Annotated in this window: 27 protein-coding genes; 11 read left to right on the top strand and 16 right to left on the bottom strand. The window is 58.8% G+C overall.

Annotation, left to right across the window (positions count from 1 at the left end; all coding sequences use genetic code 11):
* The first annotated feature begins 82 nt into the window (after positions 1-82).
* From DX909_RS17190 to DX909_RS17180, 3 genes are read left to right on the top strand one after another with little or no spacing between them, the layout of a single operon-like run.
* Complete coding sequence (locus tag DX909_RS17190; protein ID WP_128546424.1) at positions 83-670, top strand: TetR/AcrR family transcriptional regulator; 588 nt, start codon at positions 83-85, stop codon at positions 668-670.
* 57 nt (positions 671-727) lie between these two features.
* A complete protein-coding gene (fabF, locus tag DX909_RS17185; RefSeq protein WP_128546423.1) occupies positions 728-1,978 on the top strand; it encodes a beta-ketoacyl-ACP synthase II in 1,251 nt (416 codons plus the stop codon).
* A gap of 42 nt (positions 1,979-2,020) precedes the next feature.
* Complete coding sequence (locus DX909_RS17180) at positions 2,021-2,578, top strand: hypothetical protein (protein WP_229311084.1); 558 nt, start codon at positions 2,021-2,023, stop codon at positions 2,576-2,578.
* A gap of 137 nt (positions 2,579-2,715) precedes the next feature.
* On the opposite strand, the gene DX909_RS17175 is transcribed toward DX909_RS17180, so the two are convergent.
* The 3 genes from DX909_RS17175 to DX909_RS17165 form a co-directional block, all read right to left on the bottom strand.
* The gene (locus DX909_RS17175; RefSeq protein ID WP_128546421.1) at positions 2,716-2,973 is read right to left on the bottom strand and encodes a DUF167 domain-containing protein; all 258 of its coding nucleotides are present in this window, start codon (positions 2,971-2,973) and stop codon (positions 2,716-2,718) included.
* Between the two features lie 34 nt (positions 2,974-3,007).
* Complete coding sequence (locus DX909_RS17170; protein ID WP_128546420.1) at positions 3,008-4,189, bottom strand: AIR synthase related protein; 1,182 nt, start codon at positions 4,187-4,189, stop codon at positions 3,008-3,010.
* Between the two features lie 64 nt (positions 4,190-4,253).
* On the bottom strand, positions 4,254-5,222 hold the full coding sequence (locus tag DX909_RS17165; RefSeq protein ID WP_128546419.1) for a Kelch repeat-containing protein: 969 nt from the start codon (positions 5,220-5,222) through the stop codon (positions 4,254-4,256).
* 169 nt (positions 5,223-5,391) lie between these two features.
* Here DX909_RS17165 and DX909_RS17160 point away from each other — a divergent pair, with 169 nt between their 5' ends.
* Both DX909_RS17160 and DX909_RS17155 read left to right on the top strand, forming a co-directional pair.
* Positions 5,392-6,267, top strand: a complete 876-nt coding sequence (locus DX909_RS17160) for a DUF481 domain-containing protein (RefSeq protein ID WP_229311083.1) — start codon at positions 5,392-5,394, stop codon at positions 6,265-6,267.
* A 101-nt stretch (positions 6,268-6,368) separates the two neighbouring features.
* Positions 6,369-6,890, top strand: a complete 522-nt coding sequence (locus tag DX909_RS17155; RefSeq protein ID WP_128546418.1) for a PAS domain-containing protein — start codon at positions 6,369-6,371, stop codon at positions 6,888-6,890.
* Positions 6,891-6,993: 103 nt separating this feature from the next.
* On the opposite strand, the gene moeB is transcribed toward DX909_RS17155, so the two are convergent.
* On the bottom strand, positions 6,994-8,127 hold the full coding sequence (gene moeB, locus DX909_RS17150) for a molybdopterin-synthase adenylyltransferase MoeB (protein ID WP_128546417.1): 1,134 nt from the start codon (positions 8,125-8,127) through the stop codon (positions 6,994-6,996).
* 170 nt (positions 8,128-8,297) lie between these two features.
* Between moeB and DX909_RS17145 the strand changes: the two genes are divergently transcribed.
* Positions 8,298-8,840 carry a DinB family protein gene (locus DX909_RS17145; RefSeq protein ID WP_374755865.1) on the top strand — a complete coding sequence of 181 codons (543 nt, stop codon included), beginning with the start codon at positions 8,298-8,300 and terminating at the stop codon, positions 8,838-8,840.
* A 37-nt stretch (positions 8,841-8,877) separates the two neighbouring features.
* Here DX909_RS17145 and aspS read toward each other — a convergent pair whose 3' ends face one another.
* From aspS to DX909_RS17125, 4 genes are all read right to left on the bottom strand, one after another.
* A complete protein-coding gene (gene aspS, locus DX909_RS17140; protein ID WP_128546416.1) occupies positions 8,878-10,647 on the bottom strand; it encodes an aspartate--tRNA ligase in 1,770 nt (589 codons plus the stop codon).
* 64 nt (positions 10,648-10,711) lie between these two features.
* Entirely contained in the window at positions 10,712-13,180 is a 2,469-nt protein-coding gene (locus tag DX909_RS17135) for a S9 family peptidase (protein ID WP_128546415.1), read from the bottom strand.
* Positions 13,181-13,262: 82 nt separating this feature from the next.
* Positions 13,263-14,315, bottom strand: a complete 1,053-nt coding sequence (locus tag DX909_RS17130; RefSeq protein ID WP_128546414.1) for a glycosyltransferase family 4 protein — start codon at positions 14,313-14,315, stop codon at positions 13,263-13,265.
* Positions 14,312-15,013 carry a polysaccharide deacetylase family protein gene (locus tag DX909_RS17125; RefSeq protein WP_128546413.1) on the bottom strand — a complete coding sequence of 234 codons (702 nt, stop codon included), beginning with the start codon at positions 15,011-15,013 and terminating at the stop codon, positions 14,312-14,314. Before DX909_RS17125 ends, DX909_RS17130 begins: the two co-directional genes overlap by 4 nt.
* 269 nt (positions 15,014-15,282) lie before the next feature.
* On the opposite strand from DX909_RS17125, the gene DX909_RS17120 reads away from it, so the two are divergent.
* Entirely contained in the window at positions 15,283-15,675 is a 393-nt protein-coding gene (locus tag DX909_RS17120) for an Hsp20/alpha crystallin family protein (RefSeq protein ID WP_128546412.1), read from the top strand.
* Positions 15,676-15,732: 57 nt separating this feature from the next.
* Here the strand turns inward: DX909_RS17120 and DX909_RS17115 are convergent, their stop codons facing one another.
* The 4 genes from DX909_RS17115 to DX909_RS17100 are packed head-to-tail and all read right to left on the bottom strand — an operon-like array spanning position 15,733 to position 17,722.
* Positions 15,733-16,032 (bottom strand): winged helix-turn-helix domain-containing protein, encoded by a 300-nt coding sequence (locus DX909_RS17115; protein ID WP_128546411.1) that lies wholly within the window; start codon positions 16,030-16,032, stop codon positions 15,733-15,735.
* Positions 16,032-16,685, bottom strand: a complete 654-nt coding sequence (locus DX909_RS17110; protein ID WP_128546410.1) for a hypothetical protein — start codon at positions 16,683-16,685, stop codon at positions 16,032-16,034. Before DX909_RS17110 ends, DX909_RS17115 begins: the two co-directional genes overlap by 1 nt.
* A gap of 10 nt (positions 16,686-16,695) precedes the next feature.
* Entirely contained in the window at positions 16,696-17,073 is a 378-nt protein-coding gene (locus DX909_RS17105) for a diacylglycerol kinase family protein (RefSeq protein ID WP_128546409.1), read from the bottom strand.
* Positions 17,057-17,722, bottom strand: a complete 666-nt coding sequence (locus DX909_RS17100) for a DUF1361 domain-containing protein (protein ID WP_128546408.1) — start codon at positions 17,720-17,722, stop codon at positions 17,057-17,059. Before DX909_RS17100 ends, DX909_RS17105 begins: the two co-directional genes overlap by 17 nt.
* Before the next feature lie 85 nt (positions 17,723-17,807).
* Here DX909_RS17100 and mazG point away from each other — a divergent pair, with 85 nt between their 5' ends.
* The 4 genes from mazG to lptB all read left to right on the top strand — a co-directional run bounded on the left by mazG (position 17,808) and on the right by lptB (position 22,492).
* The gene (gene mazG / locus DX909_RS17095) at positions 17,808-18,635 is read left to right on the top strand and encodes a nucleoside triphosphate pyrophosphohydrolase (protein WP_229311082.1); all 828 of its coding nucleotides are present in this window, start codon (positions 17,808-17,810) and stop codon (positions 18,633-18,635) included.
* 122 nt (positions 18,636-18,757) lie between these two features.
* Positions 18,758-19,912 carry a T9SS type A sorting domain-containing protein gene (locus DX909_RS17090; protein ID WP_128546407.1) on the top strand — a complete coding sequence of 385 codons (1,155 nt, stop codon included), beginning with the start codon at positions 18,758-18,760 and terminating at the stop codon, positions 19,910-19,912.
* A 72-nt stretch (positions 19,913-19,984) separates the two neighbouring features.
* Positions 19,985-21,739, top strand: a complete 1,755-nt coding sequence (gene recJ, locus DX909_RS17085) for a single-stranded-DNA-specific exonuclease RecJ (protein ID WP_128546406.1) — start codon at positions 19,985-19,987, stop codon at positions 21,737-21,739.
* Between the two features lie 21 nt (positions 21,740-21,760).
* Positions 21,761-22,492, top strand: coding sequence for an LPS export ABC transporter ATP-binding protein (gene lptB, locus DX909_RS17080; RefSeq protein WP_128546405.1), 732 nt, complete (start codon positions 21,761-21,763; stop codon positions 22,490-22,492).
* Positions 22,493-22,506: 14 nt separating this feature from the next.
* On the opposite strand, the gene recO is transcribed toward lptB, so the two are convergent.
* The 4 genes from recO to DX909_RS17060 all read right to left on the bottom strand — a co-directional run bounded on the left by recO (position 22,507) and on the right by DX909_RS17060 (position 24,682).
* Positions 22,507-23,199 (bottom strand): DNA repair protein RecO, encoded by a 693-nt coding sequence (gene recO, locus DX909_RS17075; protein ID WP_128546404.1) that lies wholly within the window; start codon positions 23,197-23,199, stop codon positions 22,507-22,509.
* A 38-nt stretch (positions 23,200-23,237) separates the two neighbouring features.
* A complete protein-coding gene (locus tag DX909_RS17070) occupies positions 23,238-23,666 on the bottom strand; it encodes an arsenate reductase ArsC (RefSeq protein ID WP_128546403.1) in 429 nt (142 codons plus the stop codon).
* Positions 23,663-24,100, bottom strand: coding sequence for an arsenic resistance N-acetyltransferase ArsN2 (arsN2, locus tag DX909_RS17065; RefSeq protein WP_128546402.1), 438 nt, complete (start codon positions 24,098-24,100; stop codon positions 23,663-23,665). Before arsN2 ends, DX909_RS17070 begins: the two co-directional genes overlap by 4 nt.
* 255 nt (positions 24,101-24,355) lie before the next feature.
* Entirely contained in the window at positions 24,356-24,682 is a 327-nt protein-coding gene (locus tag DX909_RS17060; RefSeq protein ID WP_128546401.1) for an ArsR/SmtB family transcription factor, read from the bottom strand.
* Between the last annotated feature and the right edge of the window lie 82 nt (positions 24,683-24,764).

Below are 24,764 nucleotides of genomic sequence, written 5' to 3'. Positions count from 1 at the left end.
TCATTAAATTCCGACCGTTGGAAAAGAAGAATTTGGTTATCAAACAAACGTTTGGTAAACTTGCTGCGAAAGGAGGTGAGCGATGCCCGTACAGAAAGTAACCCGGGAGGAAATCCTGCAGAAAGCCATGCGGGTCTTCAAACGCCAGGGCTATCATCGGACCACGATGGATGATCTGGCGCGGGCCTGCGGCTTGCTCAAAGGCAGCTTCTATCACTATTTCAGCAGCAAGGAGGTGCTGATGAAGGAGGTGCTGCGGTATGTCAACGACTTCAACGAAAAACACGTTTTCGCCGTCGCCTACGAGGAATCGCTTTCTCCGGAGGAGCGTCTCGGGCAACTGCTCGACCGGCTTTTCCGGGGGGTCATGACGTCGGAGGGAGGCTGTCTGATGGGCAACACGGTTCTGGAAACCTCTCTGGTTACGACCGAATTCAAAGAGCCTTTGCAACAGCACTTTACCAATTTTACGCGGGCGGTCGGGCATATCTATGAAAGTGTTTTTCCGGCGGAAAAGGCCTTCCGGCTGGCCGAGCATCTGGCGATCGAAATTGAAGGTTCCATCATGCTGGTCCGGCTCGGCGGCCACGAATACCTGATGCAGGATTGCCGTGACCGCGCGCTGGAACGGCTCCGGAACGGGCGGGAACCCGGGCCGTCCGGGTCCTGATTTGAATTTACCAACCACAATCCCTTTAAACGGCGGATCACCCTTCCGTCCAGACGTATGCAACTGAAACGAGTCGTCGTTACCGGCATGGGAGCACTGACGCCCATCGGAAATACCGTAGAAGAATACTGGAACGGTCTGGTGGCCGGCCGCAGCGGGGCCGCCCCGATCACCAAATTCGATACCACCCTTTTCAAGACCAAATTCGCCTGCGAGGTCAAAAACTTCGACCCGCTTCAGTTTCTCGACAAAAAGGAGGCCCGCAAAATGGATGAATACAGCCAGTATGCGCTGGTCGTGGCCGACGAAGCCGTCCGCGACGCCGGCCTGACCGTCGACAAGGTGGATCAGAACCGGGTCGGCGTCATCTGGGCGTCGGGCATCGGCGGGATGTACAGTTTTCAGGAGGAAGTAGTCGCCTACGCGAACGGCGGCCGTAATCCACGCTTCAACCCGTTCTTTATCACGAAGATGATCGCCAATATGGCCTCCGGTCTCATCTCCATGCGGTATGGCTTCCGGGGGGTCAATTTCGCTCCGGTTTCGGCCTGCGCATCGGCCACCCACGCCCTCATCGACGCCTTCAATTACATCCGTCTGGGGAAGGCGGAGGCCATCGTCGCCGGCGGCTCGGAAGCCGTCGTGACGGAGGTAGCCGTGGGCGGTTTCAGTTCCATGAAGGCCCTCTCGGAACGCAACGACGACCCGGCCACGGCTTCGCGCCCGTTCGACGCCGACCGCGACGGTTTCGTGCTGGGCGAGGGGGCTGCGGCCCTGGTGCTGGAAGAATACGAGCACGCCAGAGCCCGGGGCGCTAAAATCTACGCCGAACTGGTCGGCACCGGTGCCACGGCCGACGCCTACCACATGACCGCCACCCACCCGGAAGGGCTGGGCGCCCGGCTGGCCATGACGGAAGTTCTGCGCGAAGCCGGCCTGAAACCGGAAGAGGTCGACTACCTGAACGTTCATGCCACCTCGACCGGTATCGGTGACCTGAGCGAAGCCCAGGCCATTCAGAGGGTATTCGGTGAAAACCCGGAACGGCTGCACATCAGCGCCACCAAGTCGATGACGGGCCACCTGCTCGGCGCGGCCGGCGCCATCGAGGCCGTCGCCGGGATTCTGGCCATTCAGCACAACACCATTCCGCCGACCATCAACTTCCACCAGCGCGACGAGCGCGTATCGCCCGGCCTGAATCTGACGCCGAACGTGGCCGTGCAGAAGCCCGTCGACGTGGTGATGAGCAACACGTTCGGCTTCGGCGGCCACAACGCCATCGTCGCCTTTCGGCGGGTTTCCTAATATTTCCTAATTTGCCAAAAATTGGGAAATATCAGGAAACCCGTGGCGATCGACAAAGAGCTTAAAAAGGAAATACTGAAACTGCCTGCGGGCGAAAAAGACAAATTGCTGCTGCGGCTGGTGGCCAAAGACCGCGACCTCGTCGAGCGGCTGCAGTTCGTCCTGATCGAGAACGAAGCCACGACGGAGGAACGGCGGAAGGAAGTGAAAGAGCGGATTGCCGGAACGGCCATCGGGCATTATTCGCACCCGGACGGCTGGCTGCTGAAGGCCATGCGCTCGCTCAGCACGGCCGTTACGCATCACGTCAAGATCACGAAGGATAAATACGGCGACATCGAACTGAACCTTTATCTGCTCAACGCCTTTTTCGACGCCCAGCCCAGCCTGTTCCGCGTACTGAACCGGCATAACGAGCACGTCTGTGCCTTTGTCGCCAAAAAAGCCGACGCCGTTCTGAAGAAACTGACGAAGCTCGACCCGGACTATTTCATCGAATTTGAAACCGACGTCAACCGGGCGCTGGGTTTCATCCACTCCGGCGGTCCCGGTGCCTACGCCCGCAACCTCGGCCTGCCCAAACGATGGCCGAACCTTTAGTTTAGGAGGTAAAGAGTTGGGGAGTTAAGGGTTTGACCACCCCCAACCCCTCCTTGGTAAGGAGGGGCTTTGCTCCGCAGTGCCTGGAAATGGCGGAGTACTCCCCCTCCTTACCAAGGAGGGGGCCGGGGGGTGGTCTACAGGTTTTGCAGCACCTTGCAAATCTCTTCTTCGTCCGCGTCGATTTCCAGCCGTTTCTGCGGATTCGTGAAACCGGCTACGAGCTTGACGGCGGATTTGGGCAGGCCGAACTGCCGCGCCAGAAACTCGACGAGGTAGGCATTGGCTTTCCCCTCCTGCGCGGGGGCTTTGATTTTGGCGTTCAGCTGCCCGGCCGCGTCGACCAGCAGCTTGTCGATTTTGCTGCCCGGTTTTACCCTGATGTGCAATACCATATGGCGGAAATAGCGCCGGTTTTTAAACCGGGGGTCAATAGACGAACGTTCCGGCTTCGCTTTCGACGGTAACCCGCTTGCCCTCAAAAGCTTCGACATGGCCGATCACCTGCGCTTCGATCCCGAACGAAGCCGCTACCCCGATCACCCGCTGGGCCTGCGCTTCAGGCAGGTAGACCTCCAGCCGGTGGCCCATATTGAAGACCTTGTACATCTCCTGCCAGCCGGTCCCGCTTTCCTGCTGAATGAGCCGGAAGAGGGGCGGCACCGGAAACAGGTTATTTTTCACGACGTGCAGATTCTCGATGAAATGCAGCACCTTCGTCTGCGCTCCCCCGCTGCAATGCACCATACCGTGAATCTGCGGCCGCAGTTCGTCCAGCAGCGCTTTGGCGACGGGCGCGTAGGTGCGCGTCGGCGACAGGATCAGTTCTCCGACCGTCACCTGCTCTTCCGGCCCCACGTCGATCCGGTCGGTAAGCTTTCTGGAGCCGCTGTAGATCAGACTCCGGTCCACCTGCGGGTCGAAGCTTTCGGGATAGGTGTCGGCCAGCCCGTGCGTCAGCACGTCATGCCGGGCCGAGGTCAGGCCGTTGCTGCCCATACCGCCGTTGTAGCTGCTTTCGTAAGTCGCCCGGCCATAAGAAGCCAGCCCGACCACCACGTCGCCGGCCCGGATGCGGTCGTTGCTGATGACCTGGTCCCGGCGCATGCGGGCGATGACCGTACTGTCGACGATGACCGTCCGGACCAGATCGCCGACGTCGGCGGTTTCGCCCCCGGTGCTGTAGATTTCGATGCCGTGGCTGCGGAGCATCGCCAGCACCTCTTCGGTGCCGTTGATGATTTCGGCGATGACCTCGCCGGGGATCAGGTTCTTATTGCGGCCGATGGTGGAGGAAAGCAGCATCGGGCCGGTGGCACCGACGCAGATCAGGTCGTCGGTATTCATCACGACGGCGTCCTGGGCGATGCCCCGCCAGACCGACAGGTCGCCGGTCTCCTTCCAGTACAGGTAGGCCAGCGACGACTTGGTGCCGGCGCCGTCGGCGTGCATGATGGTGCAGTAGTCCGGGTCGCCCGCCAGCGTATCGGGGACGATCTTGCAGAAGGCTTTCGGAAAAAGGCCCTTGTCGAGGTGGGCGATGGCGTTGTGGACGTCCTCTTTCGACGCCGACACGCCCCGCTGGGCATAACGATCCGTGGATGAATTCATCAGTAGGCAGTAATCAGACCGCAAAGATACAGGTTCTGATTACTGCCCGCCGAATCACGCCGACTTATTTCAGCACCTCCACCGTATTCAGCTCCGGACCACCGCCGTGGTTGGCCGATCCGGCTACGATGTAAATGTTCTTTTTATACACTACGGCCTGCGTTCCGTGACGGCCCTGCTGCATTTTGGGGCCGGAGGTCCAGCGGTTGGTTTTCGGGTCGAGGATCTCGGCTTCGCTGTGGGCCTGAAGCTGCGGGCTTTCTCCGCCGATGATCCAGACCTTGTTGTCGAGGGTCACGGCCGTTCCGCCCGCCCGCTTCGTCGGGATGTTGCTCTCGGAAGGCAGCGTCTCCCAGCGGCCGGTTTTGAAATCGTAGACGTCGACCTCGGCGATGGTCGTTTCCAGCACCTGGTTCGTTTTCGCGGACGACCGCCGACCGCCGGCCAGATACAGTTTATTGCCTACGACGGCCGCGCTGATGTGGTCGCGGACGCGGGGCGCGTCGGCCAGCCGTTTCCAGGTATCGGCTTTCGGGTCGTATTCATCAAGCCAGGCCACGTGGCCGTCGTAATGGCCGTCGATGATGCCGCAGACCATGTAAATCCTGTTGTTGTAGACGACCACCCCGGCCGAGCCGCGTCGTTTTTCCTGCGGGATTTCCGGCCCTTTGCGCCACTCGCCTTTCCGGGGGCTGTAGATGTAAATGTTGGGAATCGGCGTTTCGTGGGGATATTTGCCCTCGAAGGCGCCCATTACGTAAATCTCGTCATTGTAGTTGATGGCCTGGAAGTGGTTCATTTCCACCGGGGGGGCCGGCATTTTACGCCACATCAGGGTCTTCAGGTTCAGCGCTTCGGTAGGCTTGATGCCGCGTCCGCCGATGGCGTAAAGGCTGTCGCCGATGAGCGCGGCCGCGTTTTCGTGCCGTTTTTCGCATTCATTCTGCGTCGTGACGGGCTGCCACGACTGGGCAAAGGCAAGGGTCTGGCTGCATAAAGCCGCAGCCAAGAGGCTCAGACATCTCTTGTTCATGATCATCAACTGTTGGTTTAGGAAAATCAGGCGGTTCGGCCGCCCCCCAAAAATAAGGATGGATTCCGGTTCTGCCCCATGCTACCGCCCGATTCCGTTGCTTTAATAAGTAAATCATGTGAAATGGGCCGAATACCCGTTATTGTTGACAGACCACCTGCTGTTCTCTATGATGAAATTTCTGTTCGGACCTCTTCTTTGTCTGATTTTTTCCCTGATCGCTGCCGCGCAGAACCCACCCGCCCCGCCCCTGCCGGCGCCCGATCGTCTGCTGCGGGCCGTACCCGCCGACACGGTCGCGGCCGATACCGGCAGGGCCGACAAGATCAGCACGAATCAGAAGAAAGCCTCGGAGGATACGGTGGCCGCCAGCGACCCGACCGGCTTTCATTACAAGCTGACCGCCGACGGCACCTTCGCAGCCGGCAACGTCGACCGGACCCTGATTCAGACGAGCGCATCCCTCGACTGGGCCGTCAGCCGGCTCTTCCGGTTTGCCAGCACCCCCACCTTCGCCTACGGCCGGCAGAACCGGCAGCTCAACGAACGCGAATTCCTGACCGACTTCCGGACGACGCTCTTTCACGAAAACCGGTTTTATTACCTCGGCTTCGGGTCGATCGAGAAAAGCAACCTGCGGAAGATCCGGAACCGGTTTACGGGCGGAGCCGGAGTCGGTTACAAACTGCTGAGCCGCAAGGACGTGTACCTGTCGGTGACAAACGTGCTGCTCTATGAATACACGGATTTCATCACCAATTCGGCGGAGGTGGCTGATGTTGACGTGCTTCGTAACTCGACCCGGATTTTGGGCGAATATCAGTGGAGTCAGGGCCGTTACAGCCTGACGCACACGGTTTTCATGCAGCCGGCCCTGAACCGGCGTAACCTTCGCTGGAACGGAAACCTGACGTTTCAGGTTAAGATGACGGCGACCGTCAGCTTACGAACCACTCTCCAGAACTCTTACGAGAGCGTGGTGGTGCCGGGCCGGAAAAACAATGATTTTCGATGGACGATGGGCGTCGTTCTCGAAGGAAAATAAAGTCGCCCGTTTTTAGTGAAGACGCCGACTTTCGGCGTATTTTTCATATTTTGCGGATCTCTTTTTACGCGTGGCGCCCGAGGAGGGGCGGCACTTTGGAAATGACTCAATCTTATGCGGAATATCTGAAGAATATTTTTTCTTCGGCCCGCCCGTTCCCGACGGCTTCGATGGAGATTACGCTTCTGGAACAGGCCCAGTTTCGTCACCACCGCCGGGAAGTCGACCTGTTTCACCAACTGGCGCATATTTTTGACTGGCGTCTGCACCGGGATTATGACAAGGCGCTGGGAGAAGGCTACACGCTGATCGTGACGGACACCCAGAAATCCATTCTCTGGGTCAGCCACCGCTTTCTGTCCATGACCGGCTACAGGCCGGAAGAGGCCATCGGGCAGACCCCCTATTTTCTGCAGGGACCGAATACGAACCCCGAAGCAATCCGCCGGCTATCGAAGGAGTTGCAGGAAGCCGCCTACAAACACCGCATCCGCCCGATCCGGGAGCAGCTCATCAACTACCGCAAAGACGGCGAACCCTACCTTTGCAACATCGAAATCGACCCTATCTGGAGCCAGCAGGGAGAATTGACGCACTTCATTGCCGTCGAGAAGGAAGTGTAGGGGTCAAAACGTGTAGGGGCTGAGGAGTTTAGGCGTTAGAGAGTTGCTTTGCAGTGCGAAGCCGACTCCTAAACCTCTAAACTCCCCAACCCCTACACTTTTATCAGTATACTTCCATCTCCGGCTGGACATCGCGCGCCCAGGCATGAATGCCGCCCTGGAGATTGGTGATGTTGCTGAAGCCGAATTCTTTCTGAAGGTAATCGACGACATACTGGCTGCGGATGCCGTGGTGACAGTAGACAACCACGGGCCGGTCGGTCGGAATGCGTTTGACGTTGTTGGCGATGATGTTCACCGGGATCAGCACCGCGTTTTCGAGGTGGCAGATATTATATTCGGGCCGCTCCCGAACGTCGAGCAGGAAGATTTCCTCCCCCTGGTCCAGTCGCTCGGCCAGTTCGACGGCCGTGAGGCTTTTGGGCGTCTCCTGCGGGGCCGGCACCCGGTTTCCTTCTTCCCATCCCCGCTGCGCGGCCGCTTCGGCATCCAGCCGCCGACGGACTTTGATCTTCTGAAACGACATCGCCAGCAGGTCCACCATGAGTAGCTCCTCGTTCAGCGGCCGTCCGATGCCGGTAATCATCTTGATGGTTTCGCTGGCCTGATAGGTGCCGATGACGCCCGGCAGCACGCCCAGCACGCCGGTTTCGGCGCAGTTCGGAATCTCCATCTGGTTCGGAAACTCCGGGAACAGGCAGCGGTAGGTCGGTCCGCGACGCACCCCGTCGTCGGTCGAAAGGACGGCGTTCAGAACCGCCACCTGCCCTTCGAAACGGTGAATGGCTCCGTAAATGAACGGTTTTTCCTGCATCACGCAGACGTCGTTGACCAGATACCGCACGGTGAAGTTGTCCGTACAGTCGACCACCAGGTCGTATTCCTCGAGGATGGTGCGGGCATTGGCACGGTCGAGCGCATAGGCGTAGGCGTTGAACCGGATTTCCGGATTGATCTTTTTGAGGGAATTGACGGCAACGGTTGCCTTGGGTTTGCCCACCTGTTCGGTCGTGTAGAGTACCTGCCGCTGCAGGTTACTGATACTGACCGTATCGGGGTCGATTACGCCGATCGTTCCGACGCCGGCCGCCGTCAGGTAAAGAAGAACGGGACAGCCCAGCCCCCCCGCACCCACCACCAGAACACGGGCCTTTTTCAGCTTCAGTTGCCCTTCCACCCCTATCTCCGGCAGATTCAGGTGTTTTTCATAACGGGCGTATTCGGCAGGTAAGAGCATAGTACATGGGTTCTATATAACTGTACAGTTTAAACGAAAAAGCAATTCAAAATACATTCCCGATCGGCTTTTTATTTAATGACATCCCGGCCGGGATAAAAATGAACGGGACTCTTGCAAACCTGCCGTACCCTTATAACTTTGACGCCGGAACACAAACCTTGTCCCTCATGAAAAAAAACTCCCTGTTTGTGGCGCTTGCGCTCATGTGCTGGCTGACCCTCAGCAGTTTTAGTACCGGACTGACCCCCAAAACCGTGAGCCAGATGGTGACCGAATGGGAACGGGCCAAAGCCTACACGAAGGAATACCTCGACGTGATGCCCGAAGACGGGATGGGCTACAAACCCAACCCCGAGATCCGCAGCTTCGCCGAACAGATGCTTCACCTGGCCAACGCGAATTATGCCTTTGCCTCGGCCGCCAGCGGCAAAGCCAATCCCAACCAGGGCAAGAACCTGGAAAAAATGGACGACATGAAATCGAAGGCGAACCTGACCAAAGCGGTGATGGACAGCTACGATTTTGTCATCGAGGCTCTGAAAGGCATGAACGACAGCCAATTGGCCGAAAAGGGGAACGTGTTCGGCCGGGAAATGCAGAAGGAAATGATTTTCGCCAAAGCCTTCGAGCACCAGACGCACCACCGCGGGCAGGCCACCATCTACATTCGGATGAAAGGCATCAAACCACCCAACGAGAAATTGTTCTGATCGTAAAAAAGGGGCCCGAAAGGCCCCTTTTTCGTTGTTATTTCTTCACCACCGCAATCTGCAGCTCGTTCAGCTGCGCCGGCGAGATGCCGGCGGGCGAATCGATCATGACGTCGCGGCCGGAATTGTTTTTCGGGAAGGCGATATAATCCCGGATGGAATCGGCCCCGCCGAAGATCGAGCATAACCGGTCGAAACCGAACGCAATCCCGCCGTGGGGCGGTGCGCCGTATTCGAAAGCGTCCAGCAGAAAGCCGAACTGGGCCCTGGCCTCTTCCGGCGAAAAACCGAGGATGTCGAACATCTTCGACTGAAGCTCTTTCTGGAAAATCCGGATGGACCCCCCGCCTACTTCCGTTCCGTTGATCACCAGGTCATAGGCGTTGGCCCGCACCGAACCGGGGTCGGTTTCGAGCAGCGGAATATCCTCGGGTTTCGGGGAGGTGAACGGGTGGTGCATGGCAAACCAGCGGTTTTCTTCCTCGCTCCATTCGAGCAGCGGGAAGTCCAGCACCCAGAGCGAACTGAACCGGCCCGGATCGCGCAGACCCAGGCGGCTGCCCATTTCCAGCCGCAGCTCGTTCAGCTGCTTGCGGGTTTTGGCGGTGTCGCCGGCCAGGATCAGCAGGAGGTCGCCCGGCTCGGCCTGGAACCGGACCACCCAGTGCTTCAGGTCTTCTTCCGAGTAAAACTTATCGACCGAGGACTTGATGGTTCCGTCGGTATTATAGCGGACATAGATCAGCCCTTTGGCGCCTACCTGCGGCCGTTTGATCCACTCCGTCAGTTCGTCGATCTGCTTGCGGGTGTAATCGGCGCAGCCTTTGGCGTTGATGCCCACCACGATCCCGGCCGCGTCGAACAGGCCGAAATTCCGGCCGGACGTCAGGTCGACGGTGTCGAAGGTACCTTTCAGTTCGACGAAGGGCATCCCGAAGCGTGTATCGGGTTTGTCGGAGCCGTAGAGCTTCATGGCGTCGGCATACGACATCCGGGGCACCTCGGCCAGTTCGACGCCGATCACCTGTTTGAACAGGTGGCGGATCAGCCCCTCAAACATCTGGAGAATATCTTCCTGCGTGACAAACGACATTTCGCAGTCGATCTGCGTAAACTCAGGCTGACGGTCGGCGCGCAGGTCTTCGTCACGGAAACACTTGACAATCTGGTAATACCGGTCGAAGCCCGACACCATCAGCAATTGCTTGAACGTCTGAGGTGACTGCGGCAGAGCGTAAAATTCGCCGGGGTTCATGCGGCTCGGCACCACGAAGTCCCGCGCTCCTTCGGGCGTCGACTTGATCAGCACCGGCGTTTCGACTTCGATGAAGCTCTGTCCGTCCATGTACAGCCGCGTCTGCTGCGCCATTTTGTGCCGCAGTTCGAGGTTTTTCCGCACGGTATTCCGGCGAAGGTCCAGGTAACGGAATCTCATCCGCAGGTCGTCCCCGCCGTCGGTATCGTCCTCGATCAGGAAGGGCGGCAGTTTGGCCGGGTTAAGCACCTCCAGACCGTCGATCCGGATTTCGACCTCGCCGGTCGGCAGATTGGGGTTTTTGGATTTCCGTTCGATGACTTCCCCGACCGCCTTCACGACGAATTCACGGCCGGCCGAGCGGGCCAGCTCGATGGCCGCCGGGGCGGTTTTACCTTCCTCCAGCAGCAGTTGGGTAATGCCGTAGCGGTCGCGGAGGTCGATCCAGATCAAACCGCCTTTGTCACGAACGCGCTGCACCCAGCCGCAGAGCGAAACCGGGGTGCCGACGTGTTCCATGCGGAGTTCACCGCAGGTATGGGTACGGAGCATAACTTCTCAAATGGTTCAATAAGCCGCAAAGGTAGCCAAAGTAAACCCGGCTAACAAACCCGAATTATTTTCCGCCCGACATCTTCGCGGCCGGCTGACCGGCGGGGTGGTTCCGGACGTATTTCTCCAGCCAGGCGTTCATTTCCCAGAGCATATGCAGCAACGATTCCCGGGCCACGTACCCGTGGCTTTCGTAAGGCAGCATGACCAGCCGGGTCGTGGCACCCATGCCTTTCAGGGCGTTGTAATACCGCTCCGACTGGATCGGGAACGTACCGGTGTTGTTGTCGGCCTCCCCGTGGACCAGCAGCAGGGGCGTTTTCATCTTATCGGCATTCATAAACGGCGACATGCGGTTGTATACCTCGGGCGACTGCCAATAGGTGCGCTGTTCGTTCTGGAATCCGAACGGGGTCAGCGTCCGGTTGTAGGCCCCGCTCCGGGCAATTCCGCCCCGGAACAGATTGCTGTGGGTCAGCAGGTTGGCCGTCATGAAGGCTCCGTACGAGTGCCCGCCGACGCCGACCCGCGTCGCGTCCACGACGCCCAGCCGGACGCCCTCGTCGATGGCGGCCTTGGCGCTGGCGACGAGCTGTTCGACGTAGGTGTCATTCGGCTCCCTGTCGCCTTCACCGACGATCGGAATGGATGCGTTATCGAGAATGGCGTAGCCCATCGTCACGAAGGCCGCGGCTCCCCAGTAGCTGATGCGGTTGAACTGATAGGGCGAACCGGACACCTGCCCGGCTGCATCCCGGCTTTTGAACTCGGCGGGATAGGCCCAGAGGAAAGTCGGCAGCGGCCCGTTTTCCTTTTTATAGCCGGCCGGGAGATACAGCGTCGCCGTCAGATCCACGCCGTCCGGGCGTTTATAGCGAAGCACCTGTTTCTGAATGCCCTTCAGCTGCGGATAGGGATGCGAAAAAAACGTTACCTGCGACAGAGCCGGCTCCTTTTTGCGGGCGTTCAGGTTCCGGACGTAGTAGTTGGGATTGTCGGAAGGCGTTTCACGGGTGGTCAGAATGAGCTGTTTCGCTGCATCCAGCACGGCCACCGCCCGCTCGTACACCGGCGCTTCCGACTGCCAGAGCCGGCGCGTCCGGCGGTTCGTCAGGTTCAGCACGTCCACAAACGGGCGGTCGCCCTCGGACGAAGCTCCGGTCCCGAGCATCAGAATCTCGTTGCCCGGCAGCAGGTTCAGCACGTCCAGACCGAAGGCGTTCCGGCGGGTGTCGGGCACGCCCGGATGCGAATACCGGTCTTCCGACGAGCGGTCGAACAGAACGGCCGTCTGCCAGGTGGACGGATTCACCGTGCGGGTGATGGATTTGCGGGTCTGCCACCAGCGTTCCGTCGCCAGGGCCAGGATTTCATTGCCCCAGGTAAACCCGTCGAACCGGTAGGCGGCCGCATAAATTTCCTTCGGCCGGCCGTCGAAGGGCGCATCCACGGCAAACACCTTATCCCGGATGTCGGCCTTGCGTTTCGGGTCGCCCCCGTCCTGCGCTTCCACATAAATCACCGTGGCCGCAACGTCCGAACGCCACTCGAACTCGCGCGGTCCGGTCGGGACACCGTCGTTGCCCCATGGCACATTCTCATGCAGCGGGGCGTCGTTCAGGGTTTTGACCAGCGTTCCCGTTGTAGAATAGACCTCGGTCTTCCGGGGAAAATACCGCGACGGAACCAGGTAGGAAAACGGGCGGTGGGTGGTTTCCAGCAGCACGAACCGCCCGTCCGGCGACGGCACGGCCGTCCCGACGGACCCCGGCTGCCCGATCGGCTGCACGGAACCGTCGAGGCCCAGACGCACGACCTGCGCGGTGGTGTAATACGCAAACAGCTGCTCGTCGGAAGGATTCTTCAGCAGATCCTGATAAGTCGGCGCCTGCGCCTTGCTGCCCAGGTTTTCCTGCACCGTCGGCCCCGTCGGGGTGCGGCTGATGATCGGCGCAGCACCCCGGTTTTCCGGAATTACCTTCACGATCAGGCTTTTATTGTCGGATACCCACTGAAACGGAACCCCATAGGCCGCATTCAGGCTCAGGCCGGTTACCTTCGATGCGGTCGCCGTGGCCAGGTCGGCCACGTACAGTTCGATGCGGGTTTCGGTCGAATTCGTGAAGGCGATGCGGGTTTCGTCCGGCGACCACTGCACATGATTGATCTGCGGATGGGCCGGCAAGCCCTTCACCGTCATCTCTTCCTTGCCGCTCAGCTTCCTGATTTTGAGACCGGTGATGTAACTGACCCGGTTGGGGCCGTTGTTGACGGGATTCATCCGCAGCCCGGCCAGCCGGAGTTCGGGCTGGGCCAGCTCGGCGATGGACGGCGCGGAGGCCCGTTCCATGATCAGGAGGTAATCGCCTTTCGAAGTTACCCCAACCGTTGGCGTGGGCGGCACATTCACCAGATCGGCCAGCGGCTGGGGCGGGGTCTGATACCCCGGCGGGTCCTGGGAAAAAGCGGCCGAACTGACCATCAGCAGCAGGGCGACGGGCGCCCGGCGGAGCAGTCTGTTTCTGAAGGGCATAACGTGGGAGTTAGGGCGTAAAAGTCAAAAATAACAGACAATGCCCGTTTTTCGGTGCGAAGCAACGGTTTCTTTTCCGGCTTCAGCGTCTTCCGGCCCGTTCGCTATATAATTCCCAGTAGTCCCGGGCGGCTTTTTCCCACGAGAAGCGGGCGGCCTGCCTGCGGAGTCGCTCGGCCCGAAAGGGATTCGACCGGAAATCGCTGAGGCCCTGGAAAACCGTCTCCGCCATCTCCGTCGGCTCGAACGAATCGAAATAGTAGGCGTCCCGGCCGCCCACTTCCGGCAGACTGGTCATCCGCGACAGAAATACCGGCTTGCCGCAGCTCATGGCCTCCACCACCGGCAAACCGAAGCCTTCGGACAGGGAGGGAAACAGAAAGGCGTCGCAATGCTGGTAGAGCGCGTATTTTGTAGCCTCATCGACGGCACCGGGCAGGATCAGCCGGTCCGCAAAACCCAGCTGGGCGGCCTGCTGCCGCAGATGTCCGGCGTAGGGATGCGCGTCGGACCCGGCCAGAACGAGGTGCCAGTCGGGGAAGGCTTCCAGCAGCGGAAGAAGCGTATGCAGGTTTTTTCTGGGATGAATAACCCCAACGGACAGAAAATACGGGCTGGGCGGGGGTGTAAAACCGGCCGGTACGCCGGGCGACCCGGGCGAAGTGCCGTTGTAGATAACGCGCAGCGGAATGTCGGGCAGGGCCAGATGTTCCCGAACGGCCGAGGCCGTATATTCCGAGATGACCGTCAGAGCCGAGGCCCGGTTTACCTTCTGCTGAAGCGCGGCCAGTCGGGCGGCTTTTTTAGCCTCGTCGTAGTCCGGGCGGGCCAGAAAATTCAGGTCGTGGATGGTAAGAATCACCCGGGCATTCCCTCCTGTGGGGAAGAAGGCCGAATCCTGGTGCGTGCAGTGCCAGACGTCGAACGCGCCGGGGTTGAACACTCTGCGCCACCAGACCGCCGTCCGGTATTCCACCCCACTTCCAAAAATGCCTTTCCGGCTTCCCGGCACCAGAAAGGTCAGCTCCGCCGGTTCCGGCCGATTCCGCACCAGCTCCTGGCCGAGCCGGAGGCAGAACTGGCCCAGACCGCTGTTTAGGTCGCGCAGGCGCTCGGTATCGACAAAAACCCTCATAGTAGTTTCCCGAATCGGATTTTTCTGACAAACCGCCCCATCGAGTCCGTCCCACGGATGTCGAGCCGCTGGAGTTCGAACCGGTCGGCGGCCGGGAAGCGGTTCAGGCGATTGCCGATCCGGAAAGCCAGTCCGACGCCCGCTTTTCGCAGGATGTCCTGCATAGCCAGCTTCTGCGCGGGATCTTTGGGCCGGCCTCCATAGGGGTAGGCCAGCGCCGGGATGAACGGGAGATCCAGCCGCTGAAAAGCCGCCAGGTTCTCCCGAATATCGGCTTCCATTTCGGGCAAGGGCAGCGTTTTATAATTCCGGTGCCGATGGGAATGCAGCGCCAGTTCAAAAACCGGCATCATTTCCCGCAACTGCTCCGGATTCAGGAGCGGTTCGGTGCCGCCGTCCCACTCGTTGAAGCCGCCCAGGTAGGCGGTCGGCACGAACACCGCAGCCCGCATATCGAACCGCCGGAGCAGCGGGAGCGCGTAGGTCAGGTTGTTGACGTAGGCATCGTCGAAGGTAATCAGCACCGTGCGGGCGGGCAGGGGCCGGTTATGTTCGACGGCATCGGTCAGCTGCTGCAGGGAGACGGTCCGGTACCGGTTTTTCCGAAGCCAGTCAAGCTGTGCTTCGAACTGGGGAACCGTCACGGTGAGGGCGTCGGGCCGGTCGGGGTGGATTTTGTGGTACATCAGGACGGGCATTCCACGGGTGGTGCGGAAAAAAAACCACAGTGTCAGAACAAAAAGCAACAATATGATTACCCCGATTACCAAAGCCGTCGTCGATAGAGAAAAAAGTTAATTGCGACAAAATTGCTTAAAATTCGCTTAACACGGCGAATTAATGCCTCATTGGCAGCAGCCGGGAGGCAAAACGGCGCAGAAGCAGCCAAATTGGCGTCTGCACCTGTCTTTTCAAAACTTGGGTACGTAATTTGTTTTATCCGAGTTATACAACCAACACCATTATTATGAGACCGATAGAAAATTCGCTGAAGGGAATGGGCGGGCAGATCGATCTGCTGAATACGCTTTATGGTGGTTCGAGCATGACCCGCATGCAGACTGAGCAGGAGTCGGACCGGTTGGTAATCACATTGTCGGCTCCCGGCGTCGGACCGGATGCGTTCAATGTACTGATCGATGGAAATAAACTTGTTTTATATACACTTCTACAACAAAAAAATAGTCTGGAAGGCCAGGCTTTGGCCGTTCCCATGTTCCTGCGGGTGATCGACATTCCCGACTTTGTGGACGCCGAGCACATCGAAGCCGTACAGGAAGAGGGCCACGTACAGATTCTTCTCCCGTTCAAGGATGGTGAACACCACCAGCGTCGGGTAGAAATTCAGAATTTGTTTTGAGGGAATTTGAGAGGTATGGAGGGGAGAGAAGGGGCGAAATGCCCCTTTTTCATTGGGTCAGGCCGACTGACGAATAAAATCTTCCAGGGCATTCAGGTGATCGGAAAATGCCTGGCGGCCCACCTCGGTGGCGGTATAGGTGGTGTTCGGCTTACGGCCGACAAACTGCTTTCTTACCGAGACATAGCCCTGCTCCTCCAGCGCCCGCAGGTGCGTCGCCAGATTCCCGTCGGTCATGTCCAGCAATTCCTTCAGCCCATTGAAGCTGAGGGTGTCGTTAATCATCAACACGGACATGATTCCCAACCGGGCTTTACTTTCAAATGCCTTATTAAAGCCTACCAGGAATTCCCGCATCAGCGTTTTGGTTGGTCTCGTTCATACTTGATATACATGACGGTGCCATACACGATGTGCATGACGCCGAACCCCAGGGCCCACGTCAGCAGCGAAAAGCCGGTCCAGAACAGGGCCAGCAGCCCAAGCACGATTTCCGACAGGCCCAGATATTCCACGTCGCGGACGGTGTATTTACTTCCGCTGTAGAGCGCCAGGCCGTAGAAGATCAGCGTGGTCGGGAACGTCAGCCAGATCAGGTTGAACCGGATCAGGGCAATACAGAAAATGCCGCCCGTCACCAGCGGCACCAGGAGCGCCGACAGCAGCCGCTTCGAGGTCGGGTTCCAGACGTTCTGTCCCTGCCGGCGGGCTTTCCGGATGGTAAACAGAATCCCGAACACCAGGGCCGTCACTAACACGACAACTCCGTCTACGATCAGAAAATTCACCATTTCCTGCCGGGCCGGTCCCGTCAGCCGGCTCATTCGTTCGTAACTGAGGAGGTTCAGATGGTTGTTCTGAAGCCGGGCGTAGGCCGCTCCAGCCCCGGCCAGTGCCACAATTCCCGCCGAAATTCCCGATAAACCGCTCAGCGACAAAAACTTCGATGAGCGTTCCATCAGACTCCGAATTTCGGTCAGCGCCTGTAAATGTTCGTGTGTTTCGGCCATTCGGGTATGATTAAAGAAACTTTTCTATCAATTTACCACCAAAAATCCATACTCCTATCACCACTGCCATCACGACGACCATCAGAACCGCCCCGGCCGAGAGGTCTTTGACGGCTTTGATCTGCGGGTGACGTTCCGGCGAAACCACGTCGGCCAGCTTTTCGATGGCGGTATTGAAGGCTTCGGCCGCCCAGACCAGCCCGATCTGCGTCAGCACCAGCGCCCACTCGACCCGATCCAGCCGCAGCCAGACGCCGGCCACCCCTACGGCGACGGCGGCCAGCAGATGCACTTTAGCGTTGTTTTCAAACCGGAACAGGTCACGAACGCCGACGGCTGCGAACCGGAAGCTTCGTGCGCTTTTCCGGAGGTCAATCCAGCGACTCATGCGTTTGGCGTTGTACGTACCGCGTAAAGCCCAGATAGAGCGTCACCAACGCAAAAGTATAGGAAAGTGTGAGTTTCAACGCAAACGGGTTCATCAGGCTCCGGCCTACCAGCCGAGTCAGGTCCAGCGGGTCCATGAACAGGTCCCAGCTGTTGAGCCGCACGAACCGGCCCAGGTAAATCCCGAAACTGGTCAGCAGCAGACAGCCCACCATAGCCGCCCAGGCTTGCCGGCGGCCGATGCGGGCGTTCAGCAGCCGATGCACCACCAGCAGGGAATACAGGCCCGTCAACAGGCCGGTCAGGGCACACATGAAGAGCATCATGGTGTCGAACCAGACGGTATGTTCGGCCACTTCCCGGACGTGGAAGAGGTCGGTGATGATATAGGGTGAGTTGGGCAGAAACAGCAGCCAGATCGCCAGACCGGGCCAGAGCGTCCAGTCCGGGAGCAGGCGGTGCCGGGTGGCGGCCCGCAGAAACAGGGCGATGACCAGCGGCACCCAGGCCAGAAAGAGATTCCAGGTCAGCATGATGATGAACCAGAAATCCTGCCGGGCCATGACCATGACCAGACTTGTAAGCGTGAGGAGAACCAGCATCCGCAGACCTTCGCCGGAGCGGTAAACCGCCAGTAATTTTTTCAGCATACCACAAAAGAACTTTGAGCCGCAAAGTAAAGAAAAGGAAAGCTCCGCCCAAATTAAATGGTGTAACTTTGTAAAAAACATTTGCATGAATACCAGCCTGAAAAACCATATAGAGACGATGCCGGCCCGGCGGCAGGAGCAGCTGCTGGCCTTCGACCGGCTGCTGACGATCATGGACGAACTGCGCGAGCAGTGCCCCTGGGACCGCAAGCAGACGCTCGACACCCTGCGCCATCTGACCATCGAGGAAACCTACGAACTCTCCGACGCCATCCTAGAAAACGACCTCAACGAGATCCGGAAAGAACTCGGCGACCTGATGCTGCACCTGGTTTTCTACGCCCGCATCGGTTCGGAACAGCAGGCCTTCGACATGGCCGACGTGCTGAACGGCATCTGCGAGAAGCTCATCGCCCGGCACCCGCACATCTACGGCGACGTGGAAGCAAACACCGAGGAGCAGGTGAAACAGAACTGGGAACAACTGAAGCTGAAAGAAGGCAACAGGTCCGTTCTGGGCGGAGTGCCGGGTTCGCTGCCTGCCCTCGTGAAGGCCATGCGGATTCAGGAGAAAGCCCGGGGCGCCGGGTTCGACTGGGAGGAGAAGCAACAGGTCTGGGAGAAAGTGGAGGAGGAAATGCAGGAATTCAAAAGCGAGTTCAACGCCGAAACCAACGAACCCATCGACGCCGAACGGGCCGAGAAGGAATTCGGCGACGTGCTGTTCTCGCTGGTGAACTACGCCCGCTTTATCGACATCAACCCCGAGACCGCTCTCGAACGGACTAACAAAAAATTCATCAAACGCTTCCAGTACCTCGAAGAGCAATCCCGACAGGAAGGAAAGCAGCTGAAAGACATGACGCTGGAGGAAATGGAAGTATACTGGCAGCAGGCCAAACAGTTCACTTAAAAAGCATTCCAAAGCGGAATTTTTTACCAAGTCAGCGGCCAACCGCTGACTTTTTTTATGATCATGCGTCTAAGGGAAACGTGCTTCCGGGAATCAGCGGAGGTACCTTACCGCTTTTACCTATGATCTATCGCTACCTTCTTATTTCCGCATTCTCCGTGTTTTCCTGCCTTCCGGCCGCCTTCGCCCAGGACCTCGATTTCGCAACCGCCGGCCCGATTTACCCGGACGGCGCCACTTCTCACCAGTATAGCGGCATCGGCACCCCGGCGGTTGATGTCCAGGTCTCAGTCAGCGGAAACGGCACCTTTTCCAACGCGTCCCCCAGACCCGCCGGCACCGGTCTTTCGACGCCCAGCCTCAACTTCGGCAGCTCGACGGAAACCATGAACTACACCTTTGCCTTCAGCCAGGCCGTTACGGGGCTGGAGTTTCCGATCCGGGCCATCCAGTACAAAACCGACTTTACCAACACCAGCCACAATTACCAGGACCGCATCCTGATCATCGCCACCGATCCGGCCGGCAACCCCGTGACGCCCATCATCCCGGCCGGCAGTGGTTATTCCGTCGTCGGTAACGAAATTCTGGCGACCTCCTCCATGGCCTCAAACGTCCCGAACATCACCTTTTCGGGCAGCGTCAAAACGCTCACCATCGTCTACGGCAACGGCCCGCTGGCCGGTCCGGACCCGAACCCGCAGGGCTTTACCATCGGCGATATGGAATGGGCCGGGGTGGTGCTGCCCGTTCGCCTGACCGGTTTTTGGGGCCGTCTCGCCGGCAATACCGTCCGGCTGAGCTGGGAAACGGCCTGGGAGCGCAACGCCGACCGCTTCATCATCGAATTCAGCCCGGACCTGCCCGACTTTTATCCCATCGGGGAAGTGCCGGCCGCCGGAGAAACCGACCGAGTCCGGACGTATGCCTTCGTCGACGACCGGCCCCGATTCACCACCGGCTACTACCGTCTGAAGCAGATCGACCACGACGGCTCCGTCGCCTACTCGAAGCCGATTGCCGTCAGTCCCGAAAACCGGGAGGAGTCACTGGCCGTGTACCCGAACCCGTCCGACGGCCGGCGGATCTTCGTCCGGAGCGGTGAAACCGACCCGGCTTCGCTCCAACTCATCCGGCTGTCCGGACAGCCGGTTCCCTGCCGCCGAGCCGCTCAGGAGGGCGGCACCGTGCTGCTGGAGCCATTCACTCCGCTCCCGGCCGGCGTTTATCTGCTCCGGTCCGGGAACGGAAAAGCCGCCCGGCTGGTTGTCCGGTAACCTGTCGGCTGCGGGTCTTTCCGACAGCGCATCCTTACGGGTTTTTAGTATTTCTTTTCTTACTTTGCATATATGAGTGAGAAACGCTGGGTATACCGACCAATTCCGGAATCGTCAGAGCAGCTGCTGGCCGTGGAAGCGCTGACCCGTGATTTGAAGGTGAATCCATTTATGGCGATGCTGCTGGTCCAGCGCGGCATCACCTGTTTTGACGAAGCCCGCCTTTTTTTCCGGCCCGAACAGACTCACCTTCATGATCCTTTTCTGATGAAGGACATGGACAAGGCGGTCGAGCGGCTTCAGATGGCGATGGTACGGGAGGAAAAAATCCTGGTCTACGGCGACTACGACGTCGACGGCACCACCTCGGTTTCGCTCTTTTACGGCTTTCTCAAAACGATCTACCCGCATCTCGGCTATTACATTCCCGACCGGTACAAGGAAGGCTACGGCATCTCCTCCCAGGGCATCGAATGGGCGGCCCAGAACGGTTTTACGCTCATCGTCAGCCTCGACTGCGGCATCAAATCGGTCGAGCGGGTGGCCGAAGCCTGGGAGAAGGGCATCGACTTCATCATCTGTGATCACCACCGCCCCGGCGCCGAAATTCCCAAAGCGGCCGCCGTCCTGGACCCTAAACGGGCCGACTGCGAGTACCCCTACAAGGAACTCACCGGCTGCGGAGTCGGCTTCAAGCTGCTCCAGGCCCTGTGCCTGTTCCGGGAGATCGAGCTGGAACGCCTTTACGAGTATCTGGACCTGCTCGCCATCAGCATTGCTTCCGACATCGTTCCGATCACGGGCGAAAACCGCGTGCTGGCCTATTACGGACTGAAACGCCTGAATGCGTCGCCCCGCACCGGGCTTCAGGCCCTGATCCGGGTGGCCGGCTTTCATAACGAACTCGATATTACGAACGTCGTCTTCGGCATCGGGCCGCGCATCAATGCCGCCGGGCGCATCAAACACGCCATGGCCGCCGTGCAGTTGCTCCTGGCCGAAACCGAAGAGGACGCGACCGAGTTTGCCCTGGAGATCAACGAACATAACAACAGCCGGCGGCAATACGACACCAGCATCACCGAGCAGGCGCTGGCGATGATCCAGAGCGACGAGTGGCTGCTGAAGGCCAAAAGCACCGTTCTCTTCAACGACACCTGGCACAAGGGCGTCATCGGCATCGTGGCCTCACGCTGCATCGAGAAATTCCACCGTCCGACCATCATCCTGACGGCCTCCCACGACAAGGCCGCCGGTTCGGCCCGTTCCGTGCCGGGCTTCGACGTCTATGAAGCCATCGAGGAGTGTGCGGACCTGCTGGAACAGTTCGGCGGTCATACGTTTGCGGCCGGCCTGACGCTCAAGCTGGAAAACATCAAGGCATTTCAGCAGAAGTTCGAGGAGGTGGTTTCCCGGCGCATCCGGGAGGAGCAGCTGGTGCCGATGATCGAAATCGACATGCCGCTCGACTTCGACGCCATCGACCAGAAATTCTACAACGTCCTGAAACAGATGGCTCCCTTCGGGCCGGGGAATATGTCGCCGGTTTTCTCTACCCACGACGTCTACCTGGCCGGCGAGCCGTTTATCATGAAGGAAAAACACCTGAAGATCAGCGTCCGGCAGCAGGGTTCCTCCCGAATCTTCACGGCCATCGGGTTCAACATGGCCCACTATGCGCTCTTCCTCCGGCGCAGCCACCCGATTTCGATCTGTTATCAGATCGAAGAAAATAATTACAACGGAAATAAGTCGTTACAGTTGTATCTGAAAGACATCAAGCTGACGGCGGGAGGAGTCGAGGCTTCATTGGGCAGCCGGCAGTAAGCCGTCCCGGCATTCATTTTTATGATTCTTCGAACCGAAAATTTAGTCAAGAAATACGGCTCCCGGCTGGTGAACGATCACGTCTCGTATCAGGTCCGGCAGGGGGAGATCGTCGGGCTGCTCGGCCCCAACGGCGCCGGAAAAACCACCTCCTTCTACATGGCCGTCGGGCTGATCAAGCCCAACAGCGGCAAGGTATTCGTCGACAATCAGGACGTGACCGACCTGCCCATGTACAAACGCGCCCGGCTGGGCATCGGCTATCTGGCGCAGGAAGCGTCGGTTTTCCGGGATCTGTCGGTCGAGGAAAATATCCTGGCGGTGCTGGAAATGACCGATCTGCCGAAGCAGGCGCAAAAGGAAAAGGTCGAAGAACTGCTGGAGGAATTCAGCCTCGGCCACGTCCGTAAAAATAAGGGAAAGGTGCTGTCGGGCGGTGAGCGCCGACGGACCGAAATCGCCCGGAGCCTGGCCGTGGACCCCAAGTTCATCCTGCTCGACGAGCCCTTCGCCGGGGTCGACCCCATCGCCGTCGAAGACATTCAGGGCATCGTCGCCAAGCTCAAACACAAGAACATCGGTATCCTGATCACCGACCACAACGTGAACGAAACCCTGTCGATCACCGACCGGGCCTATCTGCTCTTCGAAGGAAAAATCCTCAAACAGGGGACCGCCGAGGACCTGGCCAACGACGAACAGGTCCGCCGGGTGTATCTGGGGCAGAATTTCGAGCTGAAACGTAAAATCTAAGACCCGCTTTTCTGCTACATCAGCACTTCCCGCAACACCGGCAGCGACTTGACTTCGCCCAGGGTTTCGATGTGAATCTGGTAAAAGGCGACCACCGCATCGAGCAGTTCGGCGCGGGTCTGGCGGCTGATGCGGACAGGCGTTCCCAGCGGCTGCCGCAGGAACGTGTTCAGGGCGGTTTCGGCCGACGCATCGGGCAGAAACGGGTATTTCTGCTCCTGCAGCTGCGCTTCGAATTCGCGGGCGTTGGCCGGCCCGAACCCGAGGAAAAAGGCCAGCTTCAGCAGAAAGGCAATGTGGAAGTTCTCGTAATGGGTCTCGGCTTCTTCCAGAAACAGAATGCTGCTGACCAGAAACTGGTATAATACCTCGTTGGCGGCTTCCTCCTTCAGCGTTTTGGTCAGCATCTCACTGACGAACAACCCCATGCTCGACTTGGCGATGTCGAACGGGATGTGCTGAAACGGGTGGTTGGTTTTGACCTCCGAAAGCCGGTTCAGGTCTTTGTCCGGTTTGTAATACACCACCATGTCGAGCAGGGTCAGCGGCTGGAACAGCGCGATCCGGTTCGACTTGCTCTTGGCCGACCGCACCCCGTTGACCAGGTAACTCTGCAAACCGAACTCTTCGGTATATACGCGGACGATAATCGACGTTTCGCGGTAGCGAAAGTAACTGAGAACGATGCCCTGGGTTTTGTGAAGCATTCCTGATTCTCCGGCCCGTCAAGCTGGCTCGGAACGTTCTACGAAGATAACTCCTTTTCCACAAACTCCCGACTGAATTGCTTAATCTGGTCCCGAACGGCCCGGAAGGCCGCCCCAACTTCTTCCTCCGTTCCCTCGGCCCGGGCGGGGTCCGGAAAGTTCCGGTGAATCCGGCGGGCCGTCGTCGGGAAATAGGGGCACCGTTCGCGGGCGTGGTCGCAGACCGTAATGACGTAATCGAAATCGATGCCGCGGTATTCGTCCACGTGGTTGGACGTATGATGGGCAATATCGATGCCGTCTTCGGCCATCGTCGCCACGGCCTTCGGGTTCAGCCCGTGTGTTTCGACCCCGGCGCTGTACACCCGGGCCCGCTCTCCGGCAAACCGCTGGAGGTAGCCGTGGGCGATCTGGCTCCGGCAGGAATTTCCGGTGCAGAGCACCAGAAGGTTGATGGTTTGGTTCATACGAGGTCTTTTTTCATAATCACGGCCGACGCGGGGCAGATCTCCCCGAATTGCCGCGTCCTCGCAATGGGGTCGGGAACCTCCTCCCGGCCGACCGGCCGAAAACCATGCCGTTCAAAATACCTGTCCGCAGTGGTCGTGATCAGGTACACCTCCCTGACGGACCGCTGCCGTGCCAAATCCAGAGCGGCTTCGGCCAGCTGCCGGCCCAGCCGGCGGTTTCGGTAGCCCGGATCGACGGCCACCGAGCGCAGCAGCCCATAGCCCTCTTCGTCCGCCAGGCCGGCCGAGCCGACGAGCCGCTCCCCGTCGAAGGCCAGAATAAAGCCCTGAAGGTCAGCAGGAAGGTCTTCCGTCGGCAGCGCAGCCGAGGAGAGCAAACCGACCACGGAGGCATAATGCTCCGGGCGGGCGGGTAACAGGAGAATAGCCATAGCCGGTAAATTTCAGCAAAAATAAGGAGAGGCAAAACCGATGCCTCTCCTGTCGGTTACCACCGCTCAGCAGCAGGCGGTATCACAGCAATCGGATTCGCAGCAGCCTTCTTCGCAGCCGTCGGGACAACAAACTTGTTCCGTTTCCATAATCATGTACCATTTAAAGTGAAACCATCTATTAAAACACTCGCTTCGAAGCCGGATATATCATCGTATTTTTACGATGAATACGGGTAAAAAAAGAGACCGGCCTCAACAGCAGTCATTGCCGGTAAACGCTTCAAAAAACAGGCCTAGCGTGGTTTTGGCTTCCGTCCAGACCGTTTCGTTGATGCAGTAGCACACCCGGGGCGGGTCGATGTTTCCCTTGATCAGGCCGACCCGGCTCAGTTCCTTCAGGTGCTGGGAGACCGTAGCCTGCGACAGCGGTAACTCATCCACCAGCTCTCCGCAGATGCAGCTTTTGGTCCTCATCAGGTGTTCGAGGATAGCGATTCGGGCCGGGTGAGCCAGCGCTTTGGCCAGATCCGCCAGTCGGTTTTGCTCCGCCGTAAATACCTCGGTCTTCGTTGCTCCCATTCCAATCGTACTGAAATCGGGTGCAATTTAGTAGGAAAATCAATTATCGCAATATTACGATGAAAAATTTTTTAAAATTCTT

This window comes from Larkinella soli (assembly GCF_003703975.1).
GTDB lineage: Bacteria > Bacteroidota > Bacteroidia > Cytophagales > Spirosomataceae > Larkinella > Larkinella soli.
Note: the sequence above shows the minus strand (reverse complement) of the source record. Positions and strands in the feature narration are given on the sequence as shown.